Origin of the sequence: Pseudomonas sp. MWU12-2037 (genome assembly GCF_023242345.1) — a bacterium.
Taxonomy (GTDB): Bacteria; Pseudomonadota; Gammaproteobacteria; order Pseudomonadales; family Pseudomonadaceae; genus Aquipseudomonas; species Aquipseudomonas gingeri_D.
Genome location: NZ_JALLIZ010000011.1, coordinates 142,814 through 159,657, shown reverse-complemented (window position 1 = coordinate 159,657; position 16,844 = coordinate 142,814). Strand labels below are relative to the sequence as shown.

Genomic DNA, 16,844 nt, shown 5'->3' with positions numbered 1-16,844 from the left:
GGCGCCTTGCAAGACTTCCGCGGTCGCACCGTCGACCCACAGGGTTTCAAGGGGAGCAACAAGATGATCAAACGCAATTTGCTGGTAATGGGCCTCGCCGTGCTGCTGAGCGCCTGCGGCTTCCAGCTGCGCGGCACCGGCACCAACCAACTGACCATCAAGGAACTGTCGGTCAGTGCCCGTAACGCCTATGGCGACACGGTCAAGCAGTTGACCCAGGTCCTCGAGCACAGCGGCGTCAAGGTCTACAGCGGCGCGCCTTACAAGCTGGTCCTGACCGACGAGCAGGAAACCCAGCGTGACGCGACCTACTCGGGCTCCGGCCGCAACGCCGAGTACGAGCTCAATACCGCGCTGTACTATGAAATCCGTGGCGACCACGACCTGCAACTGCTGACCGGCAAGCTGCAAATACAGAAGTACTACGTGCACGACGGCAACAACATCACTGCCGGCGACGCCGAGGCGGGTCAGCTGCGCAAGGAAATGCGTCGTGACCTGATTCAACAGATGGTCCTGCGCCTGCAACTGCTGACACCGGAGCAACTGGACGCCCTGCAACAGACCGCCGACAACAAGGCCAAGGCCGATGCCGACGCCCTGGAAGCCGCGCGCAAGTACGAAGCGTCGCAGCCGCAGCAATCGCCGCTGCAACTGCCTAAGCAATAAGCCTGTCGGGGCGCCCTGGGCGCCCCGCCGTTGCCCGCCTATGAAACTCGCCCCTGCCCAACTCGCCAAACACCTGCAAGGCAGCCTTGCGCCGGTCTACGTCATCAGCGGCGACGATCCGCTGCTGTGCCAGGAAGCCGCCGACGCCATTCGTAGTGCCGCTCGCCAACAGGGTTTCGACGAACGCCAGGTGTTCAGCGCCGACGCCAACTTCGACTGGGGCACGCTGCTGCAAGCCGGTGCCAGCATGTCGCTGTTCGCCGAAAAACGCCTGCTGGAACTGCGCCTGCCTTCGGGCAAGCCCGGGGACAAGGGCGCCGCGGCACTGATCGAATACTGCTCGCGTCCGGCCGAAGACACCCTGCTGCTGATCAGCCTGCCCAAGCTCGATGGTAGCGCGCAGAAGACCAAGTGGGGCAAGGCCCTGGTCGAAGGCCAGGACACTCAGTTCATTCAGATCTGGCCGGTGGACGCCGCGCAGCTGCCGCAGTGGATTCGCCAGCGCCTGTCCCAGGCCGGCCTTTCGGCCCAGCAGGACGCGGTGGAACTGATTGCCGCGCGGGTCGAAGGCAACCTGCTGGCCGCTGCCCAGGAAATCGAAAAGCTCAAGCTGATGGCCGAGGGTGGACAGATCACTGTGGAAACGGTGCAGGCGGCTGTGGCCGACAGTGCTCGTTTCGATGTGTTTGGCCTGGTGGATGCGGTGCTTAACGGCGAAGCGGCCCATGCCTTGCGGATGCTCGAAGGGTTGCGTGGCGAAGGGGTCGAGCCACCGGTGATTCTCTGGGCCCTGGCCCGGGAACTGCGGCTGCTGGCCAACCTGTCGCTGCAATACAGCCAGGGCACACCGCTGGACAAGGCCTTCAGCCAGGCCCGCCCTCCGGTCTGGGACAAACGCAAGCCGCTGATGAGCAAGGCCCTGCAACGGCACTCGGCGCAACGCTGGAGCCAGCTGTTGCTGGACGCGCAACGCATCGACGCGCAGATCAAGGGCCAGGCGGCGGGCTCCCCATGGAGCAGCCTGACTCGGCTGAGCCTGTTGATGTGTGGACAACGCCTGGCATTGCCAGCGGAATAACCGCCAGCATAGCCAAATGCCCCCACTGGACAGACAGCCACATCTGCCCGATGATTCGCACTCTTCAACACACCTCAAGAGTGCACGTCCATGAGCAAGCCGTCCCGGCAGCGTCCCAATAAAGCCAAATCCATCATCGCCCAGCCACTGTTCCGCAGCCGTCAGGAACAACCGGCGAAGGGCAAAGGCAGCTACCGCCGCGAAGCCTTCCAGTCTAAAAGCTGGGAGGCTTCTTACTTTCTGGCGGCCTGAAAGCATAGAGCGCCATCACGACTCCACCCCCTCAAGCATGGTAAGGTCAGCACCTGATTCGCATTATCCGGACCCGCGCATGCCCTTTTGCCTTACCCTTCGTCGTCCCCTACGTCGACTGTTCGCCGCCACCAGCTTCATCCTGTTAGTTGCCTGCGCGGAAAAGCCGACCGCCGCCGACGCCGAGCCGCTGCAAACCCTCCCCGCAGCCCCGGTCACCACTCAACCACAGGTCAATGACGACCTGACGATCCAGCCTGCGCAAAGCTTCGATGAATGGATGTCCGCCTTCCGTATCGAAGCCCTGAGAGCCGGCATCACGCCCGCCATCTTCGACGCCGCCTTTGCCGGTGTCACCCCGGACATGAGCGTGATCAAGGCCGACCGCAGCCAGCCGGAATTCACCCGTCCGGTCTGGGAATACCTCGACGGCGCCCTGTCTCCCGTGCGTGTGCGCAAGGGCCAGGCCCTGCTGGTACAGAACAGCGCGCTGCTGGCGAGCATCGAACAACGTTATGGCGTCGACCGTGAGGCCCTGGTGGCGGTATGGGGCATGGAAAGCAATTTCGGCCAGTTCCAGGGCGACAAGTCGGTGATCCGTTCGCTGGCGACCCTGGCCTATGAAGGCCGTCGCCCGGGATTCGCCCAGGCCCAGTTGCTGGCGGCGCTGCAGATTATCCAGCATGGCGATATCCAGCCTGAGCAGATGCTCGGTTCCTGGGCCGGAGCCATGGGCCAGACCCAGTTCATCCCCACCACCTACAACAGCTATGCGGTGGACTTCGACGGCGACGGCCGACGCGATATCTGGAACGACTCGGCCGATGCGCTCGCCTCCACCGCCAACTACCTGCAAAGCTCCGGCTGGCAGCGTGGGCAGCCGTGGGGACTGGAAGTGGTGCTGCCACAGGCCTTCGACTACGCCCAGGCCGATGGCACGATCCGCAAGACGGTGAACGAGTGGCTGCAAATGGGCATTCGCTTGCCAGCCGGCGCCGTATTGCCAAATGGCTCGGCGTCACTGTCAGCGGCCCTGCTGCTGCCGGCCGGTTATCGCGGCCCGGCGTTCCTGGTGCTGGATAACTTCCGCGCCATCCTCAAGTACAACAATTCGTCGTCCTATGGGCTGGCGGTGGGCTTGTTGTCCCAACGCTTCGGTGGTGCGGGTCTGATTCGTGGCGACTGGCCGAAGGAGGACCTGCCGTTGAGCCGTTCCGAGCGGATCGAGTTGCAGACCCTGCTCAGCACCAAGGGTTATGACGCCGGCAATCCCGATGGGATTATCGGGGCGAATACCCGCAAGGCGATTCGTGGGGCCCAGCAAGTGTTGGGCTGGCCGGCGGATGGCTATCCGAATCACAAGCTGCTGGAGAGCTTGCGTAGCCGGTAGAAGCGCACTGCCCCCTGTAGGAGCTGGCTTGCCGGCTCCTACAAGGAATCTGATCAGCCGTGAGATTGTGGATAAAACCAGGTTATTCGGCGCGCACCACATCCTGCTCCAACACCAGCTGCCGCGCATCGGCATCCAACCTCACCTGCGCCCCCAGCGGCAACGTCAGGTTCGGGTCGCAATGCCCGCTGCGCCAACCCGCCAGCACCGGAATGCCCAAGGGCCCCAGTTCCTGCTTGAGCAAGCGCGCCAGCGCATCCGAGTCGACCCCGGCAAAATCCCCCACCAACACGCCGTTCAGGCCCTCCAGCTTGCCCGCCAGGCGCAGATGCGTGAGCAGCCGGTCAACCCGGTACAGCGGCTCATTGACGTCCTCGATCAGCAGGATCAAGCCATTGGTGTCGATTTCATAGGGCGTGCCCAGCGTGGAGCAGATCAACGACAGGTTGCCGCCTTGCAAGCGCCCCGAGGCGGCGCCCGGAACCACGGTGATCAGTGGAAACGCCGCGGGATGCTCGAACACGCTACCCGCGCGCACCTGCCCGGTCAGCAGGTTGAACAACGAGGACTCGGTCGGCGGCAGCTTGTCCCCGAGCAGATCGGCATTGAACAACGGTCCATGAAAGGTCATAAACCCCGCATAACGGGCAATCGCCAGGTGCAGCGCAGTGATATCGCTGTAACCGACCAAGGCTTTTGGATGTTTTTTGAGCAATTCGAAATCAATGTCGTCCAACAGACGCGGACAACCATACCCCCCGCGCAGGCAGAGAATCACATCGATTTCAGGATCGGCAAAGGCGTCGTGCAAGTCGCGCAGGCGGACTTCATCACTGCCGGCCAGGTAACCGTCCCGTTGCGAGACACCCGGAAAGATCCGCAGCTCGTAGCCACGGGCCTGCACCCACGCCTGCGCCTTGAGCACGTCAAGGGCAGCAGGACCGGCCGGGGCGATCAAACCGATCACCCCGCCCTGCCGTAGCGCCGGCACCGCGCTCTGGACCTGATAGGAAGCCTGCACGGGTCGACGACGGTTCAAGGGTTACGCTCCCAGCAGTTCAGCCTTGACCAGCTTGGCCTGCTCGTCGGCATGATAGGACGAACGCACCAACGGCCCGGAAGCCACGTTCTTGAAGCCCATCTTGTAGCCTTCCTCGGCGAACCAGGCGAAGACGTCCGGGTGCACGAAACGCTGCACCGGCAAGTGACTGCGGGACGGCTGCAGGTACTGGCCGAGGGTCAGCATGTCGATGTCGTGCTCGCGCATGCGCTGCATGACTTCGATAACTTCCTCGTCGGTTTCGCCCAGGCCCAGCATCAAGCCGGACTTGGTCGGAATGTGCGGCATCATCTGCTTGAAGCGTTGCAGCAGGGTCAGCGACCACTGGTAGTCGGAACCCGGACGCGCGGCCTTGTACAGGCGTGGCACGGTTTCAAGGTTGTGGTTGAACACATCCGGCGGCTCGGCGGCGGTGATTTCCAGCGCGATGTCCATGCGCCCACGGTAGTCGGGGACCAGGGTCTCGAGCTGCACGTTCGGCGACAGCTTGCGGATCTCGCGGATGCAGTCGGCGAAGTGCTGGGCACCGCCGTCACGCAGGTCGTCGCGGTCCACGGAAGTGATCACCACGTACTTCAGGCGCAGGTCGGCAATGGCGATGGCCAGGCTTTGCGGCTCGTTGATGTCCAGGGGCTTCGGCCGGCCGTGGCCGACGTCGCAGAACGGGCAACGACGGGTGCAGATATCACCCATGATCATGAAGGTCGCGGTACCGCCGCTGAAGCACTCGCCCAGGTTCGGGCAGGAAGCCTCTTCGCAGACGCTGTGCAGCTTGTGCTTGCGCAGCAATTGCTTGATACGGTCGACTTCCGGCGAAACCGGGATGCGCACGCGAATCCAGTCGGGTTTCTTCGGCAGTTCGGTGGTCGGAATGATCTTTACCGGGATACGTGCGACTTTCTCGGCGCCACGCAGCTTGACGCCGGTTTCGACTTTCGCACGGGCCGGGCGCTCGGAAACGTCCAGCGCCGGGATCAGGGTTTGCACAGCGTCTTGCGCAGTAGTCATATCAATCGATTCCGCCCGTGAGGGTCGTCTGCTCAGCATAGTCGAGGTGTTTGACGAGCTGCGCGCGCAGCCGGGCACTTACCTCGGCAAATTCAATCGGTCCTGTGTGGTCGCGCAGCTGGGTCATCGCCAGCCCCGCATAACCGCAGGGGTTAATCCGTCGAAACGGCCCAAGGTCCATGTCGACATTCAGCGCCAGGCCATGGAACGAACAGCCGTTGCGAATCCGCAGGCCCAGGGAGGCGATCTTCGCCCCGTCGACATACACGCCGGGGGCGTCGGCCTTGGCCTCGGCGCTCACGCCATACTCGGCCAGCAAATCAATCAGGCAACGCTCCATCCGGCTGACCAGTTCGCGCACGCCAAAACCCAGGCGGCGAACATCCAGCAACAGATAGGCCACCAGTTGGCCGGGGCCATGATAAGTCACCTGGCCGCCGCGATCGACCTTGACCACCGGAATATCTCCCGGCAGCAGCACATGCTCGGCCTTGCCGGCCTGGCCCTGGGTGAACACCGACGGATGCTGCACCAGCCAGATTTCGTCCGGTGCGTCCGCGCTCTTGCGCCCATCGGTAAAACGCTGCATGGCATGCCAGACCGGCTCGTAAGGGGTCTGGCCGAGCTCGCGAAAGCCCAGCACACCGCCCATCACAGCACCATGTGCACGAAGCCGGTAGCTCGCAGCTCGCTGTTGATGTCGTACAGCTGGTCCTGGCCGGTGGCCACGATATGCAGCTGGATCGTGGTGTACTTGCCATTGGTGCTCTGGCGCTCGTCCACCCGGTTATCGTTGATCGTGGCGTGTTTCTTGACGATCTCGAGGATCTTGTCCTTGTTGCCCACACCCGTGTCGCTGATGACCTTGACCGGGTAGTCGGTAACGGGGAATTCGATTTTCGGTGCTTTTACTTCAGTGTCTGTCATGACAATAACGGCCTCGTAAGCCCAGGCAACGGACATACCTCACGCCCGGGTCAGGCGCGAGGTACGCAAATCGACACTTTCTGTTAGCGGTCGACCTCAGTTGAACATGCCGTAGAAGAACATACGGATGCTGTCCCACAGGCGACGGAAGATACCACCTTCCTCGACCGCGTCCAGCGCGATCAGATCGGCGCTGTGTACCACTTTGTCGTCCAGTTTGACTTCGACTTTACCGATCACGTCACCCTTGGCAATCGGTGCGACCAGTTTCGGGTTCATGGTCATGCTGGCGGCGAGCTTCTTCAGCTGGCCTTTAGGCATGGTCATGGTCAGGTCTTCGGCCAGGCCGGCCTTGACCTGGTGGGTGGTGCCTTTCCAGACCGGTGCCTGGGCCAGTTCGGTGCCCTTCTGGTAGAAGGTCTGGGTTTCGAAGAAACGGAAACCGTAGGTCAGCAGCTTCTGGGTTTCAGAAGCACGTGCCGATTCGCTGTTGGTACCGAACACCACGGCGATCAGGCGCTGGCCGTCACGTACCGCCGAGGCCACCATGCAGTAGCCGGCCTCTTCAGTGTGGCCGGTTTTCAGGCCGTCGACCGTTTTGTCACGCCACAGCAGCAGGTTGCGGTTAGGCTGCTTGATGCCGTTCCAGAAGAACTCTTTCTGCGAGTAGATCGCGTAGTGCACCGGGTCGAGACGAATGATCGCCCGAGCCAGGACCGCCATGTCGTGAGGCGAGGAGTAGTGATCCGGGTTCGGCAAGCCGGTCGGGTTCATGAAGTGGCTGTTGGTCATGCCCAGTTCGCCAGCCGTCTTGTTCATCATGTCGGCGAACGCGTCTTCGCTGCCGGCGATGTGCTCGGACAGCGCCACCGTGGCGTCGTTGCCGGACTGGATGATGATGCCGTGCAGCAAGTCGCTGACGGTCACCTGGGAACCGACCTTGATGAACATCCGCGAGCCGCCGGTGCGCCAGGCGTTTTCGCTGACGGTCACCATATCGTTCTCGCCGATCTGCCCGCGACGGATTTCCTTGGTCGCGATGTAGGCGCTCATCAGTTTGGTCAGGCTGGCCGGGGGCAGGCGCTGGTCGCCATTGTTCTCGACCAGCACGTTGCCGCTGGCGGCATCCATGAGTACATAGGCTTTGGCGGCCAGTTGCGGCGAAGCCGGCAGGGCCATGTCATCGGCGGCCCAGGCGGCAGGCGCAACGATCAGGGGTACAAGCAGGCACAAACGTTTGGCAAAGGTGGTGATGTTCATCCGTCTCTCGAAATCGCTAATGGAAACTTGCCCTCGCGGGCAAAAATAAATCCGGCAGTTTTCCAACTGCCCCGTGTCAGGTTGCTCGCTCCACCACCCTTTCCAGGCTTTTATTATCAAACGAACCAACAACCCAGGACCCGGCCCCTGAAAAGCAGCCTAATCCACAATTGTGCCTGTGTTACTCCGACGTCACCAGACTTGGCGAACCGAGATTGGCCAGACGTACGCTGTTCTGCACTTGCTGGACCTCACCCGGCGTGCCGATCGGCCCCATCCGTACCCGATGCAGGGTCTGCTGGTTGCGCACGATCGAGCTGACGAAGACCGGCGCTTTCACCATCGAGCTTAGCTTCGACCTCAACAGTTCGGCAGCGTCCGGGTTGGCGAAGGCGCCCACCTGGAGATACTGGCCAGAGGCTGGTGCAGAACCGTTTTTTTTTGCGTCAGCCTGTACGGGCACAACGTCGGTGGCGTGTTGCTGCGGTGGCGGCGTCCACTGCTCGATCGTCCCGGTGGACGCGGTCAGGGCTGGAGCCTGGGACTGCGCCACTTGCGGTTCGTTGAGCATCAGCGGCGCCGGCCGCCCCTTCTGGGCCCACCATTCCTGCGGGTCGATGCCCTCGACCTTGACCCGCGCCGTGCCGATCTCGGCATAACCGAGCTTTTTCGCGGCGGCGTAGGACAGGTCGATGATCCGATCCGAATAGAACGGCCCGCGGTCGTTGACCCGCAGGATCACGCTGCGGTTGTTGTCCAGGTTGGTCACCCGCACATAGCTGGGCAACGGCAGGGTCTTGTGCGCGGCACTCATGCCGTACAGGTCATAGACCTCGCCATTGGCGGTGTTCTGACCATGGAACTTGGTGCCGTACCAGGACGCCGTGCCCTGGGCCACGTAGCGCTTGGAGTCGGTCAGCGGGAAATAGGTCTTGCCCAGCACCGTGTAGGGGTTGGCCTTGTACGGCCCGGTGTGCAAGGTCGGCGTGGCATCCGGGATCCGCGACACATCGACGTCCCACCACGGCGCGCCGTCTTTATGGGCACGGTTGATGTCCAGGCCCGGCTTGGCGCGGATGGTATTGGAGGAGGACGACGACTGATAGGGCGAGCGGCTGGTCGAACAACTGACCACCAGCACCGCCAACGCGGTGTAAGCCAACAGCTTCAGTGGTTTTGGAATCGGCAAAGCCTGCATTACTTGACGCCCCGTGCTTGGACCAACAGGTCAGACAGCTGATGCACGGCCATGGCGTACATTACGCTGCGGTTATAGCGCGTGATCGCATAAAAATTCTTCAGGCCCATCCAATATTCCGGGCCATTGTCGCCGTCCAGGCGAAACGCCGTCACTGGCATATCATCGCGCAACGCATCATGACTCGACCAGCCCAGCGCCCGCAACTCCCCAACGGTCTTGACCGGCTCGAGACCCGGGCTCAGGCCCTGGTCGACCTGGTCGCCGCGCACATCCGCGCGGCTGACCACCGGTTCCCCGGCGACCCAGCCGTGGCGCTTGAAATAGCTGGCCACGCTGCCGATGGCGTCGTCGGCGTTGGTCCAGATATTGATATGGCCGGTGCCGTCGAAATCCACCGCATAGGCGCGAAAACTGCTCGGCATGAACTGCGGCAAGCCCATGGCTCCGGCGTAGGAGCCCTTGAGGCTCAGCGGGTCGAGCTGCTCTTCACGGGCCAGCAGGAGGAACTCACGCAACTCCTTGCGGAAAAAATCGGCCCGCGGCGGATAGTCGAAACCCAGGGTCGACAAGGCGTCGATTACCCGGTAATTGCCGGTGTTACGGCCAAAAAAGGTTTCCACGCCGATGATCGAGACAATCACCTGGGCCGGCACGCCGTATTCCTGCTCGGCACGGGCCAGGGCCGCTTCATGCTGGCGCCAGAAATCGACGCCGCGGGCCACCCGCGCCTCGGTGATAAAGATCGGCCGGTATTCCTTCCACGGTTTGACCCGTTCCGCCGGGCGGGAAATCGCGTCGAGAATGCTCTGCTTGCGCTCGACCTGACGGAACACCTCCATCAGTTGCTCACCGGCAAAGCCGTAGTCGCGGGTCATTTCCGCGACGAACTGGGCCACTTGCGGCGAACCTTCGTAGTCACCGGCCAGCGCCCCCGTTCCGGCCCCCAGACAGCCGACCAGGCCTATCCAGGGCGCACACCGAGCCGCCCAACCGCGCAATACTTGCATTGAATTGTTCACCTTGCTCAAACCTGTGCGATCCACTTGCGGTGGGTATGGATCGACATCAAAACCCCAAACGCTGACAGCAGTGTCACCAGCGAAGTTCCGCCATAGCTAATGAATGGCAACGGCACCCCCACCACCGGCAGCAGACCGCTGACCATACCGATGTTGACGAAAACATACACAAAAAACGTCATGGTCAGGCTGCCGGCCAGCAGTTTGCCGAACAGCGTCTGGGCCTGGGCGGTAATCACCAGCCCGCGCCCGATCAGCAGCAGGTAGAGCAGCAGCAAGGCGCAAATACCCACCAGGCCGAACTCTTCCCCCATCACCGCGATAATGAAATCGGTATGGCTTTCCGGCAGGAAGTCCAGGTGCGACTGGGTGCCCAGCAGCCAGCCCTTGCCGAATACACCACCGGAACCGATGGCGGCCTTGGACTGGATGATATTCCAGCCGGTGCCCAGCGGATCGCTTTCCGGGTCGAGGAAGGTCAGGATCCGCTGTTTCTGGTAGTCGTGCATGATAAAGAACCACATGCCCACCGCCACCGGTATAGCCGCCGCCAGTACGCTGATGATCCAGCGCCAGCGCAGGCCGCCCATGAACAGCACGAACGCACCGCCGGCCAGGACCAGCAGCGAGGTGCCGAGGTCGGGCTGGCGGACGATCAGGATAAACGGCACGCCGATCAGCATCAGGCTGATGGCCACGTGCTTGAGCTGCGGCGGCAGGGTGCGCTTGGACAGGTACCAGGCGATGGTCGCCGGCATCAGGATCTTCATGAATTCCGACGGTTGGAAGCGGATCACCCCGGGAATATTGATCCAGCGCGTGGCGCCCATGGCGTTGTGCCCCATGACATCCACCACCACCAGCAGCATCACCCCCAACACGTAGGTCAGTGGCACCCAGCGCGCCATGAAGCGCGGTTCGAGCTGGGCGATGACGAACATCGAGACCAGGCCGATGCCGAAGGAGGTGGCCTGCTTGATCAGCAGGTCCCAGCTCTTGCCGCTGGCCGAATAGAGGACGAACAGGCTGCCGGCCGCCAGGGTCAGCAGCAGGACCAGCAAGGGGCCATCAATGTGCATGCGTTGCAACAAGGTGGCCCGGCGGCGCATCACATCTTCACTGGAGAGGATGCGGTCGAAATTGGCGATCAAGGCATCACCTGCAAGGGGGTTGAGTCGGCATATTCGGGTTTGAGCTTGCCATCCGGGCCGAGCAACCAGGCGTCCATGACCTGGCGAACCACCGGCGCGGCGACGCCGGAACCGGATTCACCGTTCTCGACCATCACCGCCACGGCAATTTTCGGGTTGTTGGCCGGGGCGAAGCCGACGAACAGGGCGTGGTCGCGATGACGTTCCTGGACTTTCGAGCGGTCGTACTTCTCGCCCTGCTTGATCGCCACGACCTGGGCGGTCCCGCTCTTGCCGGCGATCAGGTACTGCGAACCGACGGCCGCCTTGCGCGCGGTGCCACGGGCACCGTGCATCACTTGCTGCATACCATGGCTGACCTTGTCCCAATCCGCCTGGTTACGCAGGACGATATCCGGCATCGGGTCTTTATCCAGCGGTTTCTGGCCTTCGATGGTCTTGGCCAGGTGCGGACGGTTCCACACGCCCTTGTTCGCCACCAACGCCGTGGCCTGGGCCAGTTGCAGGGGTGTGGCCTGCATATAGCCCTGGCCGATCCCGAGGATCAGGGTTTCGCCGGGGAACCAGGCCTGACGCCGGGTGGTGCGCTTCCATTCGCGCGAAGGCATCAGCCCCGGCGATTCCTCGAACATGTCCAGGGAGACCTTCTGGCCCAGGCCGAACTTGTTCATGTAGTTGGACAGCCGGTCGATGCCCAGCTTGTGGGCCAGGTCATAGAAGTAGGTGTCGTTGGAACGCATGATCGCCGTGTCCAGGTCCACCCAGCCATCGCCGGTGCGGTTCCAGTTGCGGTATTTGTGATCGTAGTTGGGCAGTTCGTAGTAACCGGGGTCGAAAACCCGCGTCGTAGCGTTGACCACGCCGCTGTCGAGCCCGGCAATCGCCACCGCCGGCTTGATGGTCGAACCGGGCGGATAAAGGCCGCGCAGCACCCGGTTGAACAGCGGCCGATCGATGGAGTCGCGCAACTCGGCGTAGGCCTTGAAGCCGATCCCGGTGACGAACAGGTTCGGGTCGAAACTCGGTTGGCTGACCATCGCCAGCACCTCGCCGGTGGCCGGGTTCAAGGCCACCACGGCGCCACGACGGCCGCCGAGGGCCTCTTCGGCGGCTTCCTGCAGCTTGATGTCCAGGCTCAGGACAATGTCCTTGCCCGGCACCGGGTCGGTGCGCTTGAGCACCCGCAGGATACGCCCACGGGCGTTGGTCTCGACCTCCTCGTAACCCACCTGGCCATGCAGCTCGGCCTCGTAGAAACGCTCGATGCCGGTCTTGCCGATATGGTGGGTGCCGCTGTAGTTCACCGGGTCCAGGGCCTTGAGCTCCGCTTCGTTGATCCGCCCCATATAGCCCACCGAGTGCGCGAAGTGCGCACCCTGGGGATAATGGCGAACCAATTGCGCGACCACCTCGACGCCCGGCAGGCGGAACTGGTTCACGGCCACCCGGGCGATCTGCTCTTCGGTCAACTCGAACAGGATCGGCACCGGCTCGAACGGCCGCCGACCCTGGCGCACGCGTTTTTCGAAAAGGACGCGATCTTCCGGGGTGAGCTGCAGGACCTCCACCAGCACGTCCAGCACCTGGCGCCAGTCACCCGAGCGCTCACGGGTCACGCTCAGGCTGAAGCTGGGCCGGTTATCCGCCACTACAAGGCCATTACGGTCGTAGATCAGGCCGCGGCTGGGCGGAATCGACTGGACATGGACGCGGTTGTTTTCCGACTTGGTCGAGTGATAGTCGTACTGGATCACCTGGAGGAAATACAACCGGGCGATCAGCACACCGATCAGCGCCACCACCACAATTGCGCCGACCACGACACGGTTACGCACCAGACGGGCGTCTTTCTCGTGGTCCTTGAGGCGAATCGGCTGGGTCATTCGGCAGGCTTATTTATGGTAAGGATGCCCGGACAGCACGGTCCAGGCGCGATACAGCTGTTCACCGATCAGGATCCGCACCAAGGGGTGCGGCAAGGTCAGCGGCGACAGCGACCAGCGCTGATCGGCCCGCGCACAGACTTCCGGCGCCAGCCCCTCGGGACCGCCGACCATGAAGTTGACCGTGCGCGAATCCAGCCGCCAGCGATCCAGCTCGACCGCCAACTGCTCGGTGCTCCACGGCTTGCCATGGACCTCCAGCGTGACGATCCGCTCGTTCGGACCGACCTTGGCCAGCATCGCTTCGCCTTCCTGACGGATAAAACGCGTCACGTCGGCGTTCTTGCCCCGGGTATTGAGCGGAATTTCCACCAGTTCCAGCGCCAGTTCGGATGGCAGACGCTTGGCATACTCGTGCCAACCCTCTTCCACCCACTTGGGCATGCGTGAACCGACAGCAATCAGGCGCAGGCGCACAACGCCACCTTATTCCTGGTCTTTGTTGAGCTTGATGAAATGCTCATGGGTGTTTTCCGGGCTGTGGTGCGCGGCGCTGGCCGAACGGCTCTGCTCGGCACCCTGCCACAAACGCTCCAGGTCATAGAACTGACGAGCGCTGGCGGTCATCATGTGGACGATCACGTCGTCCATGTCCAACAGTACCCAGTCGCTGTCGCCCTTGCCTTCTTCACCCAGCGGCTTGATGCCCAGGGCCTTGACCGCTTCGCGGACCTTGTCCAGCATCGCGCCGATCTGGCGGTTGGAGGTACCGGTGGCGATGATCATGAAGTCGGTGATGCTCTGCTTTTCACGAACGTCGATCACCAGGATGTCCTGGCCCTTGACGTCTTCCAGGGCGGCTACGGCAATCTTGACCAGCTCTTCACCCTTGAGGGGCTCACCGCTGAGGACTTTCTCCGGCAGCGGAGCACTCTTGAACGTGCCTTTGCGCTTTACTTTGTTTACGTCGTTGTTGGTCATAAAAAACTCGTTTTGCTCATATGTTCGGGCGCTTCAATACACGACTATTCGTGCTTTCAAGCGCGCCGTTTCAGTTCGACGCACGGTACAGCCCGTGCGCATCGATATAGGCCAGGACCGCGTCAGGCACCAGGTAACGTACCGACTTACCGCTGGCCAGCAGTTGACGGATCTGGGTGGCCGACACCGCGAGAGGTGTCTGCCAGACGAATGTAATATGCCCGCCAGGCCCCGGCAGGGCCTTCGGGTCGCTGACCGACCGCGCGGCCAGCAGGTTGCGCAAGGCATCCGGCGGTTCGCTGTCGGCATCCGGGCGTTGCAGCACCAGGATATGGCAATGCTGGAGCAATTCTTCCCAGCGGTGCCACGTGGGCAGGCCGCAAAATGCGTCCCAGCCCAACAACAAGAATAACTGGTCCTCGGCGGCCAGCTCGGCGCGCATCAGTTCCAGGGTGTCGATCGTGTAGGACGGTTTGTCCCGTTGCAGCTCGCGGTCGTCCACCACCAGCGGGCTGACGCCGGCCACCGCGCAATCGACCATGGCCAATCGATCAATGGCCGAGACCTGCGGTGTATCCCGATGGGGCGGCCGGGCACTGGGGGTCAGGCGCAACTCATCGAGGTCCATCAGCTCCGCGACTTCCAGGGCACTGCGCAAATGGCCGATGTGCACCGGGTCGAAGGTTCCGCCGAGCACGCCAATGCGCCGGGGCGGAACCTGGCGCGGGCTGACGACGGCTGGCAGACGTTTACTCACTCGCTCAGACCGCGGCCTGACCGCGCAACTGCCCGTCGCCGACCACGATGTACTTCTCGCAGGTCAGGCCTTCCAGCCCTACCGGGCCGCGGGCGTGCAGCTTATCAGTAGAAATGCCGATCTCGGCACCCAATCCGTATTCGAAGCCGTCGGCGAAGCAGGTCGGGGCATTGAGCATCACCGAACTGGAGTCGACTTCGGCCATGAAGGCCCGGGACTGCGCCAGGTTTTCGGTGACGATGGCGTCGGTATGGTGCGAGCCGTAGTGGTTGATGTGCTCGATGGCCGCGTCCAGCCCGTCGACCACCCGAATCGACAGGATCGGCGCCAGGTATTCGGTGCTCCAGTCCTCTTCGCTGGCGGCGATGGCCTCGATCACCGCCCGGGTCCGCTCGCAACCGCGCAGCTCGACGCCCTTGGCGCGCAGGCGCTCGGCCATGGCCGGGAGGAATTCGGCGGCGACCGCCTTATCCACCAGCAAGGTTTCCATCGCGCCGCAGATGCCATAACGGTAGGTCTTGGCGTTGAAAGCGATGTCGCGGGCCTTCGCCAGGTCGGCGTGGGCGCTGACATACACATGGCAGATACCGTCCAGGTGCTTGATCACCGGCACCCGCGCCTCGCGGCTGACCCGCTCGATCAGGCCCTTGCCACCGCGCGGCACGATCACATCGACGTACTCGGGCATGCTGATCAGCGCCCCGACGGCGGCGCGGTCGGTGGTTTCCACCACCTGCACCACGGCCGCCGGCAGACCGGCTTCGTCCAGGCCGCGCTGGATACAGGCGGCAATGGCGCGGTTGGAATGAATGGCCTCGGAGCCGCCGCGCAGGATGGTCGCGTTACCTGACTTGAGGCACAGGCTGGCCGCATCGATGGTCACGTTCGGCCGCGACTCGTAGATGATGCCGATCACGCCCAGGGGCACGCGCATCTTGCCGACCTGAATCCCCGAAGGCCGGTAGCTCATGTCGCGAATCGCCCCCACCGGGTCCGGCAGGCTCGCCACCTGGCGCAGGCCGACGATCATGCCGTCGATGCGTTCAGGGGTCAGGGCCAGACGCTCAACCAGCGCTGGCTCCAGGCCATTGGCACGGGCGGCGGCCAGATCGAGTTCGTTGGCGGCACTCAGCTCGGCGCGGGCAGCGTCCAGCGCGGCGGCGGCGGCCAGCAGGGCGCGGTTCTTCTGCGCGGTGCTGGCACGGCCGATCACGCGGGAAGCCTCGCGGGCAGCGCGACCCAGACGGGTCATATAGTCGAGAACGGACTCAGTCATGGCTCTTAAGGGGGACTTGGCAAAGAGGAAAGCGGCCGATTATAGCTGTCGCGCCGCCTCACGGACAGCGGTGCCGGGCGGATGGTCGAAATGGAGGGCAAATAGTCGCTGTTCAGACGCGATTAAGGCATAAAACGTTATGCTTGCCCCTCGATCAGCCATCAACAGTCTCGCGCCCACGATGTCCAGCCTTACCCCTGCGCCCTTGCCGAACGCCCTGCCCGACGCCTTTTTCGACCGTGATGCGCAGCTGCTCGCCCGTGAATTGCTGGGCAAAGTCGTCCGCCACAAGGTCGGCGATCTCTGGCTGGCAGCGCGGATCATCGAGACCGAAGCCTATTACCTCGAGGAAAAAGGCAGCCATGCCTCCCTCGGCTATACAGAAAAGCGTAAGGCTTTGTTTCTGGATGGCGGACATATCTATATGTATTACTCCCGTGGCGGCGATTCGCTGAACTTCAGCGCCCACGGGCCTGGCAACGCGGTGCTGATCAAATCCGCTTATCCGTGGGTCGACGAGCTCTCCGGGCCAGCCAGCCTGGCGCAGATGCTGCTGAACAATCCGGCGGCCAATGGCTCCGCGCGCCCGACACAGAAGCTGTGCGCGGGGCAGACCCTGCTGTGCAAGGCCCTCGGGCTCAAGGTGCCGATGTGGGATGCCAAGCGCTTCGACCCGCAGGGACTGGTGGTCGAGGATGTCGGCACCCAGGTGACACAGATTATCCAGACCACCCGCCTGGGCATTCCCGACGGGCGTGACGAACAACTGATGTACCGCTTCGTCGATGCCAGCCATGCGCCGTATTGCACGCGCAACCCGCTGCGGCGGGGGCAGGTCGAAGGTCGCGATTACTTGCTGCATACCTGAGAGCGCGCCTCCTGCAGGCACATGACCTGGCGATGGCGGCCGGACAGTCGGTGCAAGACTTGCG

Annotated in this window: 18 protein-coding genes; 5 read left to right on the top strand and 13 right to left on the bottom strand. The window is 62.9% G+C overall.

Annotated features, from left to right (window positions below; all coding sequences use genetic code 11):
* Positions 1-63: 63 nt before the first annotated feature.
* The 4 genes from lptE (at position 64) to M5B42_RS20845 (ending at position 3,389) form a co-directional block, all read left to right on the top strand.
* Positions 64-669: an LPS assembly lipoprotein LptE gene (lptE, locus tag M5B42_RS20860; protein ID WP_152741740.1), complete on the top strand. Its 606-nt coding sequence runs from the start codon at positions 64-66 to the stop codon at positions 667-669.
* Positions 670-709: 40 nt separating this feature from the next.
* A complete protein-coding gene (holA, locus tag M5B42_RS20855; RefSeq protein ID WP_248746874.1) occupies positions 710-1,747 on the top strand; it encodes a DNA polymerase III subunit delta in 1,038 nt (345 codons plus the stop codon).
* A gap of 90 nt (positions 1,748-1,837) precedes the next feature.
* Entirely contained in the window at positions 1,838-1,999 is a 162-nt protein-coding gene (gene arfA / locus M5B42_RS20850) for an alternative ribosome rescue factor ArfA (RefSeq protein WP_103495818.1), read from the top strand.
* Positions 2,000-2,078: 79 nt separating this feature from the next.
* Positions 2,079-3,389, top strand: a complete 1,311-nt coding sequence (locus M5B42_RS20845; protein WP_248746873.1) for a lytic murein transglycosylase — start codon at positions 2,079-2,081, stop codon at positions 3,387-3,389.
* 82 nt (positions 3,390-3,471) lie between these two features.
* Here the strand turns inward: M5B42_RS20845 and M5B42_RS20840 are convergent, their stop codons facing one another.
* From M5B42_RS20840 to M5B42_RS20780, 13 genes are all read right to left on the bottom strand, one after another.
* Complete coding sequence (locus tag M5B42_RS20840; RefSeq protein WP_248746872.1) at positions 3,472-4,428, bottom strand: LD-carboxypeptidase; 957 nt, start codon at positions 4,426-4,428, stop codon at positions 3,472-3,474.
* 3 nt (positions 4,429-4,431) lie between these two features.
* Complete coding sequence (gene lipA / locus M5B42_RS20835) at positions 4,432-5,457, bottom strand: lipoyl synthase (protein ID WP_248746871.1); 1,026 nt, start codon at positions 5,455-5,457, stop codon at positions 4,432-4,434.
* A gap of 1 nt (position 5,458) precedes the next feature.
* Complete coding sequence (gene lipB, locus M5B42_RS20830) at positions 5,459-6,109, bottom strand: lipoyl(octanoyl) transferase LipB (protein ID WP_248746870.1); 651 nt, start codon at positions 6,107-6,109, stop codon at positions 5,459-5,461.
* Complete coding sequence (locus tag M5B42_RS20825; RefSeq protein ID WP_103495864.1) at positions 6,109-6,384, bottom strand: DUF493 domain-containing protein; 276 nt, start codon at positions 6,382-6,384, stop codon at positions 6,109-6,111. The genes lipB and M5B42_RS20825 overlap by 1 nt, the downstream gene beginning before the upstream one ends.
* Before the next feature lie 96 nt (positions 6,385-6,480).
* Entirely contained in the window at positions 6,481-7,644 is a 1,164-nt protein-coding gene (locus tag M5B42_RS20820; protein WP_103495813.1) for a D-alanyl-D-alanine carboxypeptidase family protein, read from the bottom strand.
* A gap of 181 nt (positions 7,645-7,825) precedes the next feature.
* A complete protein-coding gene (locus tag M5B42_RS20815) occupies positions 7,826-8,842 on the bottom strand; it encodes a septal ring lytic transglycosylase RlpA family protein (protein ID WP_248746869.1) in 1,017 nt (338 codons plus the stop codon).
* Positions 8,842-9,852 (bottom strand): lytic murein transglycosylase B, encoded by a 1,011-nt coding sequence (gene mltB / locus M5B42_RS20810; RefSeq protein WP_152741736.1) that lies wholly within the window; start codon positions 9,850-9,852, stop codon positions 8,842-8,844. Before mltB ends, M5B42_RS20815 begins: the two co-directional genes overlap by 1 nt.
* A gap of 17 nt (positions 9,853-9,869) precedes the next feature.
* Complete coding sequence (rodA, locus tag M5B42_RS20805; protein ID WP_177099602.1) at positions 9,870-10,973, bottom strand: rod shape-determining protein RodA; 1,104 nt, start codon at positions 10,971-10,973, stop codon at positions 9,870-9,872.
* 38 nt (positions 10,974-11,011) lie between these two features.
* Positions 11,012-12,898 (bottom strand): penicillin-binding protein 2, encoded by a 1,887-nt coding sequence (mrdA, locus tag M5B42_RS20800; RefSeq protein WP_248746868.1) that lies wholly within the window; start codon positions 12,896-12,898, stop codon positions 11,012-11,014.
* Positions 12,899-12,907: 9 nt separating this feature from the next.
* Positions 12,908-13,375, bottom strand: coding sequence for a 23S rRNA (pseudouridine(1915)-N(3))-methyltransferase RlmH (rlmH, locus tag M5B42_RS20795; protein WP_040071182.1), 468 nt, complete (start codon positions 13,373-13,375; stop codon positions 12,908-12,910).
* 9 nt (positions 13,376-13,384) lie between these two features.
* On the bottom strand, positions 13,385-13,879 hold the full coding sequence (gene rsfS, locus M5B42_RS20790) for a ribosome silencing factor (RefSeq protein WP_103495809.1): 495 nt from the start codon (positions 13,877-13,879) through the stop codon (positions 13,385-13,387).
* A gap of 70 nt (positions 13,880-13,949) precedes the next feature.
* Positions 13,950-14,624: a nicotinate-nucleotide adenylyltransferase gene (gene nadD, locus M5B42_RS20785; protein ID WP_247263181.1), complete on the bottom strand. Its 675-nt coding sequence runs from the start codon at positions 14,622-14,624 to the stop codon at positions 13,950-13,952.
* A 16-nt stretch (positions 14,625-14,640) separates the two neighbouring features.
* Positions 14,641-15,912, bottom strand: a complete 1,272-nt coding sequence (locus M5B42_RS20780; RefSeq protein ID WP_248746867.1) for a glutamate-5-semialdehyde dehydrogenase — start codon at positions 15,910-15,912, stop codon at positions 14,641-14,643.
* Between the two features lie 181 nt (positions 15,913-16,093).
* Here M5B42_RS20780 and M5B42_RS20775 point away from each other — a divergent pair, with 181 nt between their 5' ends.
* On the top strand, positions 16,094-16,780 hold the full coding sequence (locus M5B42_RS20775) for a DNA-3-methyladenine glycosylase (RefSeq protein WP_248746866.1): 687 nt from the start codon (positions 16,094-16,096) through the stop codon (positions 16,778-16,780).
* Positions 16,781-16,844 lie beyond the last annotated feature (64 nt).

Bases quoted from the DNA above. Each gene is read 5' to 3' on its own strand.
- lptE (WP_152741740.1), top strand. From the start codon at position 64: ATGATCAAACGCAATTTGCTGGTAATGGGCCTCGCCGTGCTGCTGAGC.
- holA (WP_248746874.1), top strand. From the start codon at position 710: ATGAAACTCGCCCCTGCCCAACTCGCCAAACACCTGCAAGGCAGCCTT.
- arfA (WP_103495818.1), top strand. From the start codon at position 1,838: ATGAGCAAGCCGTCCCGGCAGCGTCCCAATAAAGCCAAATCCATCATC.
- M5B42_RS20845 (WP_248746873.1), top strand. From the start codon at position 2,079: ATGCCCTTTTGCCTTACCCTTCGTCGTCCCCTACGTCGACTGTTCGCC.
- lipA (WP_248746871.1), bottom strand. From the start codon at position 5,457: ATGACTACTGCGCAAGACGCTGTGCAAACCCTGATCCCGGCGCTGGAC.
- lipB (WP_248746870.1), bottom strand. From the start codon at position 6,109: ATGGGCGGTGTGCTGGGCTTTCGCGAGCTCGGCCAGACCCCTTACGAG.
- M5B42_RS20825 (WP_103495864.1), bottom strand. From the start codon at position 6,384: ATGACAGACACTGAAGTAAAAGCACCGAAAATCGAATTCCCCGTTACC.
- M5B42_RS20820 (WP_103495813.1), bottom strand. From the start codon at position 7,644: ATGAACATCACCACCTTTGCCAAACGTTTGTGCCTGCTTGTACCCCTG.
- M5B42_RS20815 (WP_248746869.1), bottom strand. From the start codon at position 8,842: ATGCAGGCTTTGCCGATTCCAAAACCACTGAAGCTGTTGGCTTACACC.
- mltB (WP_152741736.1), bottom strand. From the start codon at position 9,852: ATGCAAGTATTGCGCGGTTGGGCGGCTCGGTGTGCGCCCTGGATAGGC.
- rodA (WP_177099602.1), bottom strand. From the start codon at position 10,973: ATGCGCCGCCGGGCCACCTTGTTGCAACGCATGCACATTGATGGCCCC.
- mrdA (WP_248746868.1), bottom strand. From the start codon at position 12,898: ATGACCCAGCCGATTCGCCTCAAGGACCACGAGAAAGACGCCCGTCTG.
- rsfS (WP_103495809.1), bottom strand. From the start codon at position 13,879: ATGACCAACAACGACGTAAACAAAGTAAAGCGCAAAGGCACGTTCAAG.
- M5B42_RS20780 (WP_248746867.1), bottom strand. From the start codon at position 15,912: ATGACTGAGTCCGTTCTCGACTATATGACCCGTCTGGGTCGCGCTGCC.
- M5B42_RS20775 (WP_248746866.1), top strand. From the start codon at position 16,094: ATGTCCAGCCTTACCCCTGCGCCCTTGCCGAACGCCCTGCCCGACGCC.